This window comes from Bradyrhizobium sp. Kon56 (assembly GCF_055807635.1).
Window position 1 is genome coordinate 16,837 of the sequence record NZ_JBVVOU010000044.1, and the last position, 16,459, is coordinate 33,295.

Consider the following 16,459-nt stretch of genomic DNA (forward strand, 5'->3'; position numbering starts at 1 on the left):
TACGTAGGGCGGGTTAGCGAAGCGTAACCCGCCAACGCCTCGTGTGGCCATGGACTAATTGGCGGATTACGCTGCGCTAATCCGCCCTACGCGACATCAATGCCCAGCCGCGCGTTTGGCCGCAGCATTGTTCAGCACGATGAGGGCATCGACGGCGACGCCTGTTTTGGCATTGATCAGGAACGGATTGACATCAATCGAGGCGATCCGGTCGCCGGCATCCGCGATCAGATTGGACAGGCCGACCAGCGCCCTCACCGCGGAGGCCTCGTGCAAGGCCGGCTTGCCCCGATAGCCGCGCATCTTGATACCGGCCTTGGTGCGGCCGATCAGGAGCCGGGCCTCGGCATCGTCCAGCGGCGCACCGGCGAGCGCCACGTCTTTCATCAGCTCGATGTCGATGCCGCCGGTGCCGAACAGCACGACCGGACCCATCTCGGCATCGAGGGAGGCGCCGATCACGAGCTCCAGATCGGCCTTCACCTGTTGCGCGATCAGGATGCCGTCGAGCTTCGGCTTGCCCTTCAGCTTGCTCACCCGCGCGGTGATGTCGGCGAACGCCTTCTTCACCGCGGCCGGGTTGTTGAGATTCAGCACCACGCCGCCGATATCTGATTTGTGCAGGATCTCGGCGCTGACGACTTTGGCCACGACCGGGAAGCCGATCTGCTTGGCGATCTTCACGGCCTCGGCTGCTGTCTGTGCGATTGCCTCCTTCGAGATCGGGATGCCATAGGCCTTCAGCAGCTTCTTGGAGGCGACCTCGTCGAGTGCGGCGCCGGTTGCCGATTTCAGCGCCTTCTCAAGCACGGCACGCGCTGCAGGCTTCGAGCTGGAGACGATATCAGGCACTTCCTTGCGCAGCTTGGCGTAGTCGAGCAGCGACTTGATCGCAATCACCGCGCGATCCATGCCCTGCATGACCGCCAGATGCGGCAGCGACTTGCGCAAGGTCTTGGTGAACTCGGTGAAGCCGATCGACATCGCGCTGATATAGATCACCGGCTTGCCGGCCCGGCCGGCCATCTCGTCGACGATGCGCAGATTGCGCTCGCGCAACTCGTGCGGCGCTTTCGGCAGCTCGGCATCGATGATGACGATGTCGATATCGGGGTCGTCGATCATCAGCCCGATCGATTTCATGTAGACGGAGGGATCGACCACCGCGGCAAAGCCGGCGTCGAGCGGGTTGCCGACGATCGAGCCCGGCCCGAGCATCTTTGCCAGCTCCGAGCCGACATGCGAGCTGAGTGGTGCAAAATTCAGGCCTTCTGCATCGAAGGCGTCGATCAGCATGCCGCGCTTGCCGCCGGATAGCGTCACTGCGGCGAGCCGGTCGCCCCTGGGCACTGCGGCGTGGACGAAACATTCGGTGGTCTCGATCAGCTCGTCGAGCCCGCCGACCCTGATGACCCCTTCGCGCGTTGCAATGGCGTCGAAGGTCTCGATCGAGCCCGCGAGCGCGCCGGTATGTGCCATCGCCGCCGCGCGGCCGCCCTCGGACGCTCCGAGCTTGAGCGCGATCACCGGTTTGCTCGCGGCGCGCGCCGCCTTGCAGGCGTCCCGGAATGCCTTGGTGTTGCGCACGCCTTCGAGGTAGACCACGATCACCTTGATGCTAGGATCCTCGGCGAAATAGCGCATCAGGTCCGGCGTCTCGAGCCCGGCCTCGTTGCCGGTCGTCACCATGTAGCCGACCCCGACGCCGCGATCTTCCAGGGCCTGGCGGATCGCCATGACGATGGCGCCGGATTGCCCGGCAATCGCCACCGCGCCCTGTTCCATGGTGACGATACGGTCGTCGATATTGGTGAAGAGCTTTTCGCCCGCGCTCAAATTGCCGAGGCAGTTCGGGCCGGTGACCGCCAATCCCGTCTCGCGCACGGCCGCTTGCAGTTCGGCGGCGAGCTTCTGGCTTTCCTCGTCCTGCAACTCGCTGAAGCCCGAGGTGACGATGGTGGCCGAGCGCGCGCCGGCCGCGGCGGCATCGCGGATCACCTGCACGGCAAAGCGCGCCGGCACCAGCACCAGCACGTGGTCGGGCTTCTCCGGGAGGCTTGCAAAGTCCTTGTAGCAGGGGACACCCCAGATGGTGTCGCGCTTGGAATTGACGGGATAGAGCCCGCCCTCGTAGCCGTATTTGACCAAATTGTTCCAGATGCGCTCGGCATAGTTGCCAGGCTTGTCGGTCGCGCCCACCAGCACGATGTTGCGCGGATGCAGCATGGCGTGGATGCCCTTGACGATGTCGCTGGCATCGGGCGGCGGAGACCATGGGCGCGATGAAGCTGAGGCGGCAGATACGCGAGCTTCCATGGTGTGACCTCACCTGTTGTTCTTGTTGGCGGTGCGTCACTCTGTTCTATGGCGAGTTCTTCGGACTGGCAACCACGTGGGCGGGTATGCCGTGCGGTGGAATGAGCGCGCGCCAAGCCCTGGTGATCGACATTTTGGGATCACTGCTCGCGCCGTGGTTCAGTATCGCAGGATGCCGAGCTTGTAGGCGTAGTGATAGGCCAGCTGCTTCGCCAGATAAGGAGCGATGGCGCGCCGGATCTGCATCTGTGTCGGTTCGAAGCCGAGAATGCGTCGCCGCAGGATGCCCATCTCCCTGACGCCGACCGCATAGGTCGATGCCGTCTTTTGTGCGTCATGGATTCGGAAGCAGGCGAGAAATCGCGGCAAGCGTGCAAATTTGAATCCTGCGGCTTGCGCCCGCAGGATGAAGTCCCAGTCCATCGCGTAGTGTAAGCTCTCGTCGATCGGCCCGATCCTGTCCCACACGCGCTTGCGCCAGAACATCGTCTCTTGCGGAATGTAGTCGGCATATCGCAACGCCTTGCCGTCATGAGGCGGGAGCACGGCGCGGCCGACCTCGAGTCCCTCGCGATCGATGAAGACGCGATGGCCGTAGACGACGTCGACACGCGGATGTGCGATGAAGTAATTTGCGACATACGCAAGTGTCCCGGGCAGCAGCACGTCGTCGCTGTTGAGATAGGCCATGATCTCGCTCTCGGCGCCGACGAAGCCGAGATTGATGGCGCTGGATTGCCCCTTGTCCGGTTCGCTGCTCCAGCTCAGGCTATCGCCGCGCCTCTTCAGGAGATCGAGCGTGCCGTCGATCGAGGCGCCGTCCTGCACGTGATAATACAGGTCCGGATAGTTCTGGCTGACGATGCTGTCGATCGTGGCGCCGAGATATTGCGCATGGTTGTAGCTCGGAGTGACCATCGCGATTCTGGGCGCGCCCGGATGGATCGCAGGAGTTCGCGGGAAAGCCGTCAGGTTGAGCAGGCGCGGCGGATATTGCTCGAAGGTCCACATCGGCGGGCGGCGCCAGAGGCTCCGAAGCGAGGAGCGTCTTTGCCCGGCGGCGATAAGATCCTGGTTCCTCTCCAGGAGCGCGACGCGGCTTTCCAGCTGTTCGAGACGCTGCCTGAATTCCTCATCCATCACCGTCTTCTCGCAAATTACAGCGGAAATGCTCAATGGGCCATTCTGATGGGTCTGCGGTCGACGGCGCCGGTTCAGGGGTTCCATCGAGCGGCATTGTCCCTACAGGTCGGGCGGATTCAAGAGGGGGTGCGGATCGATTGCGAACCGCTATTCATCAGTGCCGATCAGGGTAGCATGCAGGATGTAGCGCTCGGGGCCGGACGCGACGGCGTCGAACGGCCAGCAGGTCGCGAGCACGAGTTCGGCTGCTCGTGCCGCAGGATCGATCCCCGAGGCATCGAAGCGAACCACAGCGGAGGAATCCGCGCGAAAACGAAAGTGCTTGCCATCACTGCGTGTGACGTCGATCAGGTCACCAATGGCGACATTCCGCAGGAAACGGAAATGAGTGTCGCGGTGCGCTGCATATACGGCAACGCCCCGCTCGCCCGCGTCAGCCGTTTGGCGGATATGGCCGGGCCCGAAAGCGAGCGCCTGGCCGCTCGCGCCTTCCAGTACGATCGCGCGGGCGCCGATCCGCCTCACCTCGATTCGCGCAACCGGCCAAGTATCGGCCCATGACCATGGCCTGACCACCTCGCCGGTCGCAACGCTCTGGTCGAATGCGCGCTCCAGCAGCACCTGCGCGAGCCATGCTTTGGCATGGATGTAGGCGCCGTCGCCGAACAGGATGATGCCGATCAGGGCGAGAGCGAGGGGAGAGATGATGCGCGGCATTGTACCAATTCCCGTCATTGCGGGGAGCGAAGCGACGAAGCAATCCAGACTGTCTCCGTGGATGAGTTTCTGGATGCTTCGCTTGCAATGACGAAGGTGAGAGGGCGAGTTCAAAAAGGCGCGCGCGGCCGTTGGTGTGTGGGACGGGCAGCCGCGCGCGCTAACAGAGGAGTTCGGGGGGCTCCTCTCTCAAGCGGCGTCAGTGAGCAAGGACTGACGCCGCTTGAACACGAACAGGATCAGGGCGAGCACGACCAAGATCAGGCCTGCGGTCATTTTCAGCTCGGCCGAGGTCGCGGTCTTGGGCAGGCGGATCGCATCCGGTGCAGCGGGCGTCGGTCGCCTCGTGGCCGGCTGGTTGCGTGCATCGGCGTGACGCTCGCGGAGCTGCGCTGGGACCTGCTGTCGTTCGCCAAAGACCTTCGCGAAATCCCAACCGGCCGGCAGGTTGATCGGCAATTCGCTGGGCTTGAGCGGCTCGCCTTCGGGACGGCTCGGCGTCTTGTCGACCGCGACGAGGCTGGTGAGCCGCGTGACGATCTGATGGTCGAGCGCCAGTGCCAGGATTGCCTTGTCCGAGTCTTCGGGCGTCATTTCGCGCAGGGTGCGCGCCACTTCGGCATCGGCGATCTTGCGCTTGGCCCAAAGCTTCGACAGGCCGTTGCCTTCGGCCGTATTTTGCAGCGGCAGCGTCACCGACCATGGGCGGTCACCGACGCGGCCCTTGATTTCGACCGAGCCCGCAAGCGTGTCGAGCTTTGCCGCCAGCACCAGCGGCTCGTCGCGATAGACGTCGGGAATGATCGTCGGTGTGACGTCGGCCTTCGCTTCGGAGAACTTTACGCTCAGCCCGGTCACGGCCGGGTTCTCGAGCTTGGCAAACAGGCCGCGCATGCGCTCCTCGACCTGCTCGACGGAGCCGATATGGGTGAAGGCACCGCGGCCGAGCTCGGCGGCGCGCGTCATCAGATAGGTGTTGGGCGCCGATCCGATGCCGACCATGAACACGCGCGAGCGGCCGCGCATCGCCGTGATCGTTTCGAACAATTGCTGCTCGTTGCCGATCGCACCGTCGGTCAGGAATACGACCTGGCGAACCATGCCGGCGTCGCCAAGCTTGTCGGTCAGCGCGGCCCGCATCGCCGGCACCATCTCGGTGCCGCCACGCGCCTGCAGCGCGCTGACGAACGAGGTGGCTTCACCGACACGCTCGGCATCCGCCGCGACGGAGACCGGAAACAGCACGTCCATGGTATCGTCGAAACGGATGACGTTGAAACGGTCGGTCGGCTGGAGACGGGAGAGCGCGTAGGTGAGGCTCGCCTTGGCCTGAACGATCGACGTGCCGCCCATCGAGCCGGAATTGTCGATCACGAATATCACCTCGCGCGGCCGCGGCTTCTGCGTCGCCTGCTCGGCGGCGGGCGGGGTGACAAAGGCAAGCAAATAATCGGCGTCGCCGACGCGCTCGCGAAATAAGCCGACCGACGGCGCCTTCACGGCCGCTGGCTTCCAGGTCAGTTCGAAATCGCGGTCGGCAGCCACGGCACCGTCGGCAAGCGAGACGATTCGCATCGTATTGTCCGGGCTCGCGACCTTGACGTTATGATGGGGGCTCGTGACCTCGCCGAGCGCAAAGCCGGCGTTCAGACGCACCGTGATGCTGGTCGGATTGACCGGTGCATTCCTGGCGGGATCCAGCACGGGCGGCGAGATGCGGTCGCGGTCCGGCACCGGGTCCGAGTTGGTCGCGCCCCAGCCGGAGCCATCGTTGCGGAAATCGGCGCTCTGGACGATCGGCGCCGGATTGTAGCGCGGCCCGACCACCAGCGGCAGGCGCAGTGAATATTCGTTGCCGGATTGATGCACCGGCTCCTGATATTCGATCTGCACCAGCACGGTTTCGCCGGGGCCGATATTGGCGACCGAGTTGGTGAAGATGTTCGGCCGCTCCTGTTCGGTGAGCGCGGCCTTCTGGCCGGCGCGGCGCGCCTCTTCGTAGATCATGCGCGCCTGTTGCCGCTCCTTGATGTCCCCGACGATGACGCGGTTGCCGACCACCATCTTCAGCGAATCGACGGCGCCGCCCGCGGGGAGCGGATAGACATAGGTGGCCTCGACCCAGTCCTTGGTCGGGTTGCGAAAGATTTGGGTGACTCGTGCTCGCAGCGTCGGGCCCGACACCGTGATGTCGACGTCGATGCCGAGGCGGATCGCTTCCGTGTAGGCGCCATCCTCCTTGAGGAGGAGAGACCCGGATTTGGCATCGCCGGGCTGGAGCAGGCTGGCCGGCTCCGTCGTCGCCGACCAGCCCGGCTCGAAGCTCACCAGCAGGGCCACGAAGGCGACCAGCATCACCGCGATGCCATGCGCCAGAAGGAACAGTCCGACCACGATCAGTCTGCCCAGCCAAGGGTGTTCGTTGCTGTCCGTCGTGTCATAGGTATCCATTTGGCCTGCTCCCGAGCATGTTTGCTGGCCCCGAGCATCCGCCGGGACGGCCCGATTTCGCGAGCAGAATGATCGGCAATGTTCCGCCACGGCCGGCCCGGCCCGCCGCCTCCGAGATGGCGAAGTGCGGTTTTGTGCTGGTTTGTCCGTCCTGCTAGGATGTCGTCCTGGAGCAGGGCCACGATGCAGACGCAGGACAAATTCACCGACAAGCAGCTGTCGGACGAGCAGAGCCGCGAGATCGCGGAGACCATTCGCGAGGAGCTCGCCAGGCGCCGGATCTCCCGGCAGGCGCTGGCCGAGCAGGCCAAGCTCAGCCTGTCGACGCTGGAGAAGGTGCTCGGCGGCCGACGGCCGTTCACGCTGGCGACCACGGTGCGGCTGGAGCAGGCGCTGGGCGTCTCCCTGCGCAGAAGCGCCGCCGTAGTGACGCCTCCGGCCGCAAACGATGTCGCGCCCGACAGCCTCGGCTCCTATGCCCATCGCGCGGTGACGTGGCTCGAGGACGTCTACATCACGCTGCGACCGTCGTTCGGCGACAAGGACGCGATCTTCGCCTACCGCACCGAGATCGTCTGGGAGCCGAAGGTCTCTTCACTGGTGTTCCGCGAGGGCGAGCGGACCGATGCCGCCTATGAACACACCGGCGAGGTCGCCGTGCCGCATCAGTCCGGCTTCATCTATCTCGTCATCATCAAGCACGGCCAGCATCGCGTGATCACTGTGTCGCGGCCGACGGTCGCCGGCGAGATGTACGGGATCATCTCGACGCTCCGCGCCGGTCCCGGCTCGCAGCTGACGCCGATCGCAGCGCCGATCGCTTATGTGCCGCTCCGAAACTTCGCGAAGCCCTCGCTGGGTCGGGTCGCGCCCGGCGATGCTAACCACGAATTGTACCAAAAGCATCTGCGCCGAACGGTGGAAGAATCGTTCGCGCTGTTTCTGTCGGTATAGCCCGCAAGAAATTATCCGGAATGACGAGCATGCGTCTATAAGGGGACATGCAGGACGCGTCCGCACTCTACGACGGCGAATCTCCGCTGTTCTCAATCATTATCCCGCTCGAATCTCACCGCGGGCAGTGGGAGATGTCCTGGCTCGGCTGGACGTCGCAAACTGCCGACACATCGCTCTACGAGATCATTCTGGTCGTGCCTCCGGATTTCACGGCACGCGAGCAGTTGAAGGCGCTGGCCGGCAACAGGGCTCGCCTCGAATTCACCGATTCCGAACACGACATCGGGCTCTGCGCATTCGGCGCGACGAAGGCGCGCGGCAGCTATCTGTTCTTCACGGAATCGCACTGCCGGCCCGAACCCGACGTGATCGAACTCTGCATTCGCGCGATCGATGCTCATCCCGATTGGGCCGGCTTTTCCTGCCGTTCGATCCCGATCTGCCATAACCGGTTATCCGTGGCAGAGGCCGCCATGTACCAGGCCGACATCGAGTTCGGTATGAAGCAGCATCCCTGGCGCAAGGTCCTGGATCAGTGTTTCGTGACGCGGCACGACGTCTACCGGGAATGCGGCGGCCTGCGCGAGGAGCTCGGTCATTTCGCCGAATGGGTGCTCGCCGCCGCCTATCACGCGAGAGGTCATTCCATCGGCTATCTCGAGGAGGCGCGCTTCCATCACTACTATGTCGGTGAGATCGGTGAGCTGAAGCAATTCACGCTCGACTTCGTGCAAGGCGAGATTCGCTATCTGAGCGAAGCCCGCAACGATGCCGGCAGCGAGCTGCTCGACATTCCGGTCGAGTGGAGCTCGCGGAGCGAGGCCGGCGCGTCGCTCGCCCGCAATGCACTGAACGCGCTCCTGCGCTCCAGCCTCGCTGACGGCGGGGGAGGGCCTGGCGAGAAATGGCTGGCGGTATGGCGTTGGGCCGTGCCGGCGCTGCTCGGCGGTCTCGGCGCGCGCGGTTTCGCGCGGCTGGAGGCATGGCACGCGCGGGCCGTGCTGGTCGCTGTGACGGCCGCCGGATCGAGCGATGCGATCGCGCGATGGATGCGGCGATACATCGCCGCGCTGATCCGGCATCAGAGGCTCGATTGCATTCACCGTCTCGGACGAGATGCGGGACCTGTTGACGGGCTCCTTGGTGAGCGCGTTGTCGCGCAGATCGGATTCCATGCCGAAGAGTTCTCTGCCGGTCACACTTTCCGCTGGAGCGAACCAGAGGCAGCCGTGCGCATCAAGGGCAGGCCGGGCCGCACCATTGTCCGCGTTCGAAGCCCCGCACTTCGCGCACCGCTGGATACGATAGACACGCGATTCTATGTCGATGGCACGGCCATCCGCCCCGAAGCGGTCGTGACCGGTTGTGACAGCTACACACTGAGCCTCGATCTGCCGCCGTCAGGCATCGCCACCCTCGCCTGGGCATGCCCCATGTTCAGGGGCGTCGGCGATTCGCGTCGTCTCGGCCTGCCGATCGCGGCGATCGATGTCGGCGACGACATGATCGAGGTTGAAAGCGCGGGAACAGCGCCGTCGCTTGCTGGAAAAGAATAGCGGCCCTTCGGCCGCTATTCGGTCGATTCAGGCTGTTGCTCTCAGTCGAACTAGCCGCCCGTTTCGGCGCTGATGATATCGCCGAACAGTTCCCACTGGCCCTTCTTGAACCGCCACATCTTGAGCTGCTCGATCGGCGCGAAGTCCGTGGCGGAGGTGTTGATCTTGATGCCCGGGATCAGTGTGTCGGGCACGAAGTCCTTGAGGCTCGCTGCCTGCTTCATCACATTCTCACGGGTCAGATTGTCGCCCGCCTGCTTCAGCACCTGCACCATGGTCTGGGCTGCGGCATAGGCGTAAACCAGATTGGCGTCCGAAATATTTGCACCGGGTATGTATTTGTCGACGAAGACCATGAACTTCTTCATGCCCTCATCATCCTTCCACTGCGGATCCGACGCATCCTTCAGATAACCAGCCGACAGCACCCCTTCGGATGCCTCGAGTCCGGCAGGCTTCATCACCGCGCCGATGGACACCGAGACATCGGTCATGAGATGCATCGGCTTCCACTCAAGCTCCGCGATCTTCTTGATCGCCTGCGCCGCGAATTTCGGCGTGGCGATGTTCACGAAGACATCGGCGCCGGTGCCCTTGAGCTTGACGATATGAGCATCGATCGAGGGTTCCGACGTCTCGTAGCTCTCTTCGGCCACGATCAGTTTCGATGCCTTGTCACCGAACACGTCCTTGATGCCGGCGAGGTAGTCCTTGCCGAAATCGTCGTTGGCATAAAAAATCGCGACCTTCGCGTCCGGCTTCTCCTTCAGAATATACTTCGCGAAGATCTGTGCCTCGACGCGGTAGCTGGGCTGGAAGCCCATCGTCCAGGGAAAGTTCTTCGGGTCATTCCACTTGCTGGCGCCTGTGGCGAGGAACAGCTGCGGCACCTTCTTGGAATTGTGATACTTCTGCACGGCGGTCTGGGTCGGCGTGCCCAGCGCGTTGAACACCAGGAAGACCTCGTCGCTCTCGATCAGCTTGCGGATCTGCTCAACGGTCTTAGGCGGCGAGTAGCCGTCGTCGTAGGAGATCCAATTGATCTTTCGGCCGTTGATGCCGCCCTGATCGTTGATCATCTTGAAATAGGCTTCCTCGGTCTTGCCGATGACGCCGTAGGCGGAAGCCGGGCCGGAATAGGCCTCGACATTGCCGATCTTGATCTCGGTGTCGGTGACGCCGGTGTCGTACGCCTTTTGCGCATACGCGGTTTGGGCTGTCAGCAGCACCAACGCCGTTGCTGCGGCGAGCAGGGAGAGTTTCTTGTTCATGAAAATTCCTTGGCTTTTCTGGGTTGGAACACGCACGTCAAAAAGAAAAGTGCCCGCGAGAGGGGCGCTTTGATCAGGCGTTGGCGGCTTTCTTGTCGACTTCCGAGGCGCCCGAGAATTCCTTGCGCAAGGTCGGCTTGTGGATCTTGCCGCTGGCGTTGCGGGGTAACGCATCGACGAAGCGGACCTGGCGTGGACATTTGAAGCGCGCGAGATTCGCCGCGCAGTGCGCGAAGACATCTGTCTCGGTCAACCGCTGGCCGGGCTTGGCCGCGACGATGGCGAGGCCAACCTCGCCCCATTGCGGATCGGGAATGCCGATCACGGCGGCTTCCGCGATAGCGTCGAGTTGGTGCAGGACGTTCTCGACCTCGGCCGGATAGACGTTCTCGCCACCGGAAATGTACATGTCCTTCCAGCGGTCGACGATGTAATAAAAACCTTCCTCATCGACGCGTGTCGCGTCGCCCGTGTGCAGCCAGCCATCGGTGAACGACGTCTTGTTCGCCTCCGGCCTGTTCCAGTAGCCGGGCGTAATGTTCGGTCCCTTGACCCAGAGCTCGCCGAGTTCGCCGACATCGGCGTCGCCGCCGTCAGGACGCACGATGCGCACTTCAGTGTGCAGCACCGGCTTGCCGGCGGAGCCGGCTTTCCGTGCCGCATCCTCGCGGTCGAGCACCAGCACGGCCGGCGAGGTCTCGGTCATGCCGTAGCCCTGCTGGAGTGCGACGCCACGCGCCTCCCACACCTTGAGCAGCGGCACCGGCATTGGTGCGCCGCCGACACCTCCCACGATCAACCGGCCGAGGTCGGTGGTCGCGAACGCCGGATGCTGGGCCATGAACTGGTAGATCGCGGGCACGCCGAAGAACACGTTGATGCCCTGTGCGGGATCGTTGATCAGGCCGAGCGCCGTGCCGGGATCGAAGGCGCGCATGATCATCACGGTGCCGCCGGCGTGCAGCACCGGATTGGTGTAGCAATTCAGGCCGCCGGTGTGGAACAGCGGCAGCACGGTGAGCAGCACCGAGGACGGCCCGATGCAGGCTGGGCCGCCGAGATTGACGCAATTCCAGAAGGTCATGCCATGGGTGATGGTGGCGCCCTTGGGATGACCCGTTGTGCCCGAGGTGTACATGATGGTCGAGACGTCATCGAGGGTCACCTCCTCGATTTTCTCGAGTGGCTTTGCGGCGGCGATGCCGGCCTCATAAGTCCCGCTGGGGCCAAGCAGCAGGCTCGTCGCAATGCCGCAGAGCCTTGCCACGGCCAGCGCCGTTTCGGCGAGATCGGTGTCGTGGATCATCACCTTCGGCGCGCAATCTGCGGTGATGAACTGGAGTTCGGGAACGGTGAGGCGGGTGTTCAGCGGCACGAAGATCGCACCTAACCGCCCGCAGGCGAATTGCACCTCCAGCGTATCGGTCGTGTTCAGCGCCAGCACCGCGACCCGCTCGCCGCGCGAGACTTTCAGCGCATGGCGCAGAAATGACGCGAGACGCGAGATGCGCGCGTCGAGCTGCGCATAGGTAAAGCGGCGCTCGCTCGCGAGGTCTATCACCGCAATCTTGTTCGGTGTGCGGCGGCCATGGTGGGCGATCCAGTCGTAGTAACGAACGGCCAAGAATTCCTCCCTCGGCGGACTTGTGCCGCCCGCGTCCCTATTGCCATGCACCATGCCCGGCATGGCCCAAGGGCCAGCCGGAGTTTGTGCACCATCCTTTTTTTGATCCGGAGTTGGCGCGCGAGCGATGAAAATCGTCTTGCGTTGAGTTGCTAGAGCGAGCTTGCTTGGAGCGGGGCTCGGCCAGCCACTCCGCGCAAGTGAGCCGCCAAGGTTCCGGCCATGGTGGACGAGACGAATCCGCCAGCAAGGCGAGAGTGCGATGATGAGCCCGTTCTATACCGCCGAGCATGACGCCTTTCGCGAGGTGATGCGCCGCTTCGTCGACAAGGAGATTGCGCCCTTCGCCCACGAGTGGGATGAGGCCGGTGAATTCCCCCGCGCGCTCTATCGCAAGGCGGCCGAGATCGGGCTCTTGGGACTCGGTTTCCCCGAGGAATATGGCGGGATCGCCGCCGACCAGTTCATGAGGATCGTCGCCAGCCAGGAGCTGGCGCGGGCTGGCGCCGGCGGTGTCAGCGCCAGCTTGATGAGCCATACGATCGGTTCGCCGCCGGTCGCGCGGGCCGCGCGCCCCGAGGTGAAGGCGCGCGTGCTGCCTCAGGTGCTCGCGGGTGAGAAAATCTCCGCGCTCGCGATCACCGAGCCGGGCGGCGGCTCTGATGTCGCGGGCCTCCGCACCAAGGCGCGGCGCGACGGAGATCACTACGTCGTGAGCGGCGAGAAGACCTTCATCACATCCGGGATGCGTGCCGACTATTTGACCGTTGCGGTGCGCACCGGCGGCGAGGGCGCCGGCGGCGTCAGCCTGCTCCTGATCGAGGGGGATACGCCCGGCCTGTCCCGGACAAAGCTGAAGAAGATGGGCTGGTGGGCCTCCGACACCGCGACCCTGCATTTCGACGAGTGCCGCGTACCGGCGGAAAACCTGATCGGCGAGGAAGGCCAGGGGTTCAAGATCATCATGCGGAATTTCAACAGCGAGCGCATGGGCATGGCGGCGGGCTGCACCGCGTTCGCGCGCGTCTGCCTCGACGAGGCCATTGCCTACGCCAAGGAGCGCAAGACCTTCGGCAAGCCGCTCGCGCAGCACCAGGTGATCCGCCACAAGATCGTCGACATGGCGCAGAAGGTCGCCGCATCGCAAGCGATGCTGGAGATGCTGGCCTGGCGGCTGGAGCAGGGCGAAAGCCCGGTCGCCGAAATCTGCATGATGAAGAACCAGGCGACCCAGACCATGGCGTTCTGCGCCTCGGAAGCGGTGCAGATTTTTGGCGGCGCCGGCTTCATGCGCGGCATCAAGGCCGAGCGCATCTACCGTGAGGTCAAGGTCAACGCGATCGGCGGCGGCACCGAGGAGATCATGAAGGATCTCGCGTCGCGGCAGATGGGGTTGTGACCTCTTTCTCCGTCATGGCCGGGACGAGCCCGGCCATGACGAGCACCTCAGAGATACCAAGAACTGGGCTAACAAGATGCTGTTCACCGCCGACCACGACGAGATCCGCCGTTCCTTGCAAAAATTCATTGCCAACGAGATCAATCCGCATGTCGATGAATGGGAGAAGGCCGACATCTTCCCGGCGCACGAGCTGTTCAGGAAGATGGGCAGGCTCGGCTTTCTCGGGCTGAACAAGCCGGTCGAATTCGGCGGCTCCGGCCTCGACTATTCCTATGCGCTGATGATGGCGGAGGAACTCGGCGCGATCAATTGCGGCGGCGTGCCGATGGCGATCGGGGTGCAGACCGACATGGCGACTCCTGCGCTGGCGCGGTTCGGCTCCGATGAAGTGCGGCGCGAATTCCTGGCGCCCTCGATCTCTGGCGACTATGTGGCCTGCATCGGCGTCTCGGAGCCCGGCGCGGGTTCTGACGTGGCCTCGATCAAGACCAATGCGCGCGGGGACGGCGACGATTACGTCATCGATGGTGGCAAGATGTGGATCACCAACGGCACCCAGGCCGACTGGATCTGTCTGCTCGCCAATACGGGCGACGGGTCCGTTCACCGCAACAAATCGCTGATCTGTGTGCCCATGAAGACCAAGGGCGTCACGGTCGCGCGCAAGCTCGACAAGATGGGCATGCGTTCCTCCGACACCGCGCAGATCTTCTTCGACAATGTCCGCGTGCCCAAGCGCAACCGGATCGGCGAGGAGGGCAAGGGCTTTACCTACCAGATGATCCAGTTCCAGGAGGAGCGGCTCTGGGGTGCGGCCGCCTGCCTGAAGGCGCATGAATACATTATCAACGAGACCATCGAATACACCCGCAATCGCAAGGCCTTTGGGAAGTCGATCCTCGACAACCAGGTCGTTCATTTCAAGCTCGCGGAGATGCAGACCGAGGTCGAGCTGTTGCGCGCGCTGATCTACCGTGCCGGAGAGGCGCTTGTGGCGGGCGAGGATGTCACGAAACTTGCGACCATGGCCAAGCTGAAGGCCGGGCGACTCGGCCGCGAGCTTACCGACGCCTGCTTGCAATATTGGGGTGGAATGGGCTTTACCAACGAGACGCCGGTCAGCCGTGCCTATCGCGACAGCCGTCTGACATCGATCGGCGGCGGCGCCGACGAGGTCATGCTGATGGTCCTGTGCAAGATGATGGGGACGCTGCCCGGCAGCAAAGGAAGTTCCTGATGATCACGCTCTATCACTGCGACGCCGCGCGCTCATTCCGTCCGCTCTGGATGCTGGAGGAGATGGGGCTGCCCTACGAGCTCAAGATGCTGCCGTTCCCGCCGCGGGTCTTCGCCAAGGAGTATCTCGCGCTCAATCCGCTGGGCACGATTCCCTTCATGGTCGACGGCGAGACGAAAATGACCGAGTCCTCCGGCATCTGCCACTATCTCGGCATCAAGCATGGACCGACGCCACTGATGGTCGGACCCGAAGATCCCGCCTATGGCGCGTTCGTGAACTGGATGTATTTCAGCGACGCCACGTTAACCTTCCCGCAGACGCTGGTGCTCCGATACAGCCAGCTCGAGCCGGAAGAGCGCCGCAATCCGCAGGTCGCCGGCGACTATGCCAAATGGTTTTTGGGCCGCCTGCGCGCCGTCGAGGCAGCCACCGCAAATACCGAGGCCTTGTGCGCGGGCCGCTTCACTGCCGCCGACATCGTGATCGGTTACGCGCTCCGCCTCGCCGATACTATCGGGCTTGCCAAGGATTTTGGGCCAAATGTCGCAGCCTATTGGGCACGCTTGCAGCAACGGGATGGTTTCAAGCGCGCGGTTGCTGCGGAGCAACAGGCCGGCGTCGAGCAGAACGTGGCGCCAAGGGTGAGGGCCTGATTGTCGTCCTGGCGAAAGCCGGGACGGCCATGTTGCCGGGAGTTCCGGGTCGTCGGGACTGCCGCTGTTTTGCGCTTCCTGATAGCGCTATCCCGCCGTGACAGCGCCCAGATTTCCGCTAAGGTGACCTCCGTCCGCAGCGGCCAAAGAGCCGCGCGAGGAGGATCCCAATGGAAGATAACGGTCGCGAATCCGACCATTTGATGCTGATCACGCCGGAGCGGGTATTCTATGCCGGCCTGCTCGGCCGCCCCCGCAAGCGGACGCCCGGCTGCTGCCATGTCTATGTCGCGGTGAAGGGCAGTCTGCATCTGACGATCGATGATGCGCTCGCCACCGGCGAGCTGTTCGTTACCCTACCGAACCAGCGGCATTCCATTGCGAGCGACTACCGCACCGCGATCAGCGTGACGCTGGAGCCGGAGAGCATGCCCGATGGCGTGATCGAGGTCCTGGCCGAGCGGCTCACCGGACCCGACAGGGCCGTCTATGCCCGCAAGATCCTCGCCGCCTACACGCTGCTGCGCCAGCGTCGCTACGGCGACATCACCACCGCCGAATTCGACCAGATGTGTTTTGGCGAGGCGCTGCCGCGCCGCGTGCTCGACCCCCGCGTGACGCGTGCGGTCGCCCGTATCGGCCGCTTCACGGGCGAACCCGTGACGGCGGACACATGCGCGGCGGAGGCCGGACTTTCCGCTTCGCGCTTCCTGCATCTGTTCAAGGAAGAGACCGGCATCTCGTTCCGCTCCTTCCGCGCCTGGAAGCGGGCGCGTCACCTGCTGCACTTCGCCAACCAGGACCTCAACCTCGCCCATCTCGCGCAGGACATCGGCTATCCCGACTCCACCCATTTCAGCCACTCGATCCGCCGCTTCTACGGCCTGAAGCCGCGCGCGATCTTCGTCGGCTCGCGCGATCTCGCGATCTATCGCAGCAGCGAGACCGTGAGGCTGGCGGAGGCGAGCTAGCGTCGTCTCGTAGGGTGGGCAAAGCGAAAGCGTGCCCACCATCTTCGCGAGGTATTGAGAGATGGTGGGAACGGCGCAAGAGCGCCTTTGCCCACCCTTGTAATAGCGCGATCAGTTATTCTCGACCTGTTCCGTGAGGAATGGCCTGCCGCGGTTTG

The 16,459-nt window shown here is 63.7% G+C and carries 12 protein-coding genes; 6 read left to right on the forward strand and 6 right to left on the reverse strand.

Annotation, left to right across the window (positions count from 1 at the left end; genetic code table 11):
• Positions 1-96: 96 nt before the first annotated feature.
• From AC0L3B_RS35245 to AC0L3B_RS35260, 4 genes are all read right to left on the reverse strand, one after another.
• Positions 97-2,316 (reverse strand): acetate--CoA ligase family protein, encoded by a 2,220-nt coding sequence (locus AC0L3B_RS35245; RefSeq protein WP_204513116.1) that lies wholly within the window; start codon positions 2,314-2,316, stop codon positions 97-99.
• Between the two features lie 159 nt (positions 2,317-2,475).
• Positions 2,476-3,456, reverse strand: a complete 981-nt coding sequence (locus AC0L3B_RS35250) for a glycosyltransferase family 2 protein (RefSeq protein WP_204513117.1) — start codon at positions 3,454-3,456, stop codon at positions 2,476-2,478.
• 150 nt (positions 3,457-3,606) lie between these two features.
• Positions 3,607-4,176: a class GN sortase gene (locus AC0L3B_RS35255; RefSeq protein WP_085348665.1), complete on the reverse strand. Its 570-nt coding sequence runs from the start codon at positions 4,174-4,176 to the stop codon at positions 3,607-3,609.
• 189 nt (positions 4,177-4,365) lie between these two features.
• A complete protein-coding gene (locus tag AC0L3B_RS35260) occupies positions 4,366-6,627 on the reverse strand; it encodes a marine proteobacterial sortase target protein (RefSeq protein WP_473382159.1) in 2,262 nt (753 codons plus the stop codon).
• A gap of 183 nt (positions 6,628-6,810) precedes the next feature.
• Between AC0L3B_RS35260 and AC0L3B_RS35265 the strand changes: the two genes are divergently transcribed.
• Complete coding sequence (locus tag AC0L3B_RS35265) at positions 6,811-7,581, forward strand: helix-turn-helix transcriptional regulator (protein ID WP_007598058.1); 771 nt, start codon at positions 6,811-6,813, stop codon at positions 7,579-7,581.
• Positions 7,582-7,628: 47 nt separating this feature from the next.
• Positions 7,629-9,140 (forward strand): glycosyltransferase family 2 protein, encoded by a 1,512-nt coding sequence (locus tag AC0L3B_RS35270; RefSeq protein ID WP_446480460.1) that lies wholly within the window; start codon positions 7,629-7,631, stop codon positions 9,138-9,140.
• Between the two features lie 50 nt (positions 9,141-9,190).
• Here AC0L3B_RS35270 and AC0L3B_RS35275 read toward each other — a convergent pair whose 3' ends face one another.
• Together AC0L3B_RS35275 and AC0L3B_RS35280 are read right to left on the reverse strand one after the other, a co-directional pair.
• Positions 9,191-10,411, reverse strand: a complete 1,221-nt coding sequence (locus tag AC0L3B_RS35275) for an ABC transporter substrate-binding protein (protein WP_085385510.1) — start codon at positions 10,409-10,411, stop codon at positions 9,191-9,193.
• Between the two features lie 73 nt (positions 10,412-10,484).
• Entirely contained in the window at positions 10,485-12,035 is a 1,551-nt protein-coding gene (locus tag AC0L3B_RS35280; protein ID WP_473382162.1) for an acyl-CoA synthetase, read from the reverse strand.
• 262 nt (positions 12,036-12,297) lie between these two features.
• Between AC0L3B_RS35280 and AC0L3B_RS35285 the strand changes: the two genes are divergently transcribed.
• The 4 genes from AC0L3B_RS35285 to AC0L3B_RS35300 all read left to right on the forward strand — a co-directional run bounded on the left by AC0L3B_RS35285 (position 12,298) and on the right by AC0L3B_RS35300 (position 16,301).
• Positions 12,298-13,434, forward strand: coding sequence for an acyl-CoA dehydrogenase family protein (locus AC0L3B_RS35285; protein WP_018455957.1), 1,137 nt, complete (start codon positions 12,298-12,300; stop codon positions 13,432-13,434).
• 76 nt (positions 13,435-13,510) lie between these two features.
• Positions 13,511-14,674, forward strand: a complete 1,164-nt coding sequence (locus AC0L3B_RS35290; RefSeq protein ID WP_247295935.1) for an acyl-CoA dehydrogenase family protein — start codon at positions 13,511-13,513, stop codon at positions 14,672-14,674.
• The gene (locus AC0L3B_RS35295) at positions 14,674-15,330 is read left to right on the forward strand and encodes a glutathione S-transferase family protein (protein WP_446480461.1); all 657 of its coding nucleotides are present in this window, start codon (positions 14,674-14,676) and stop codon (positions 15,328-15,330) included. Before AC0L3B_RS35290 ends, AC0L3B_RS35295 begins: the two co-directional genes overlap by 1 nt.
• 170 nt (positions 15,331-15,500) lie before the next feature.
• Complete coding sequence (locus AC0L3B_RS35300; RefSeq protein ID WP_018455960.1) at positions 15,501-16,301, forward strand: helix-turn-helix domain-containing protein; 801 nt, start codon at positions 15,501-15,503, stop codon at positions 16,299-16,301.
• Positions 16,302-16,459: the final 158 nt, after the last annotated feature.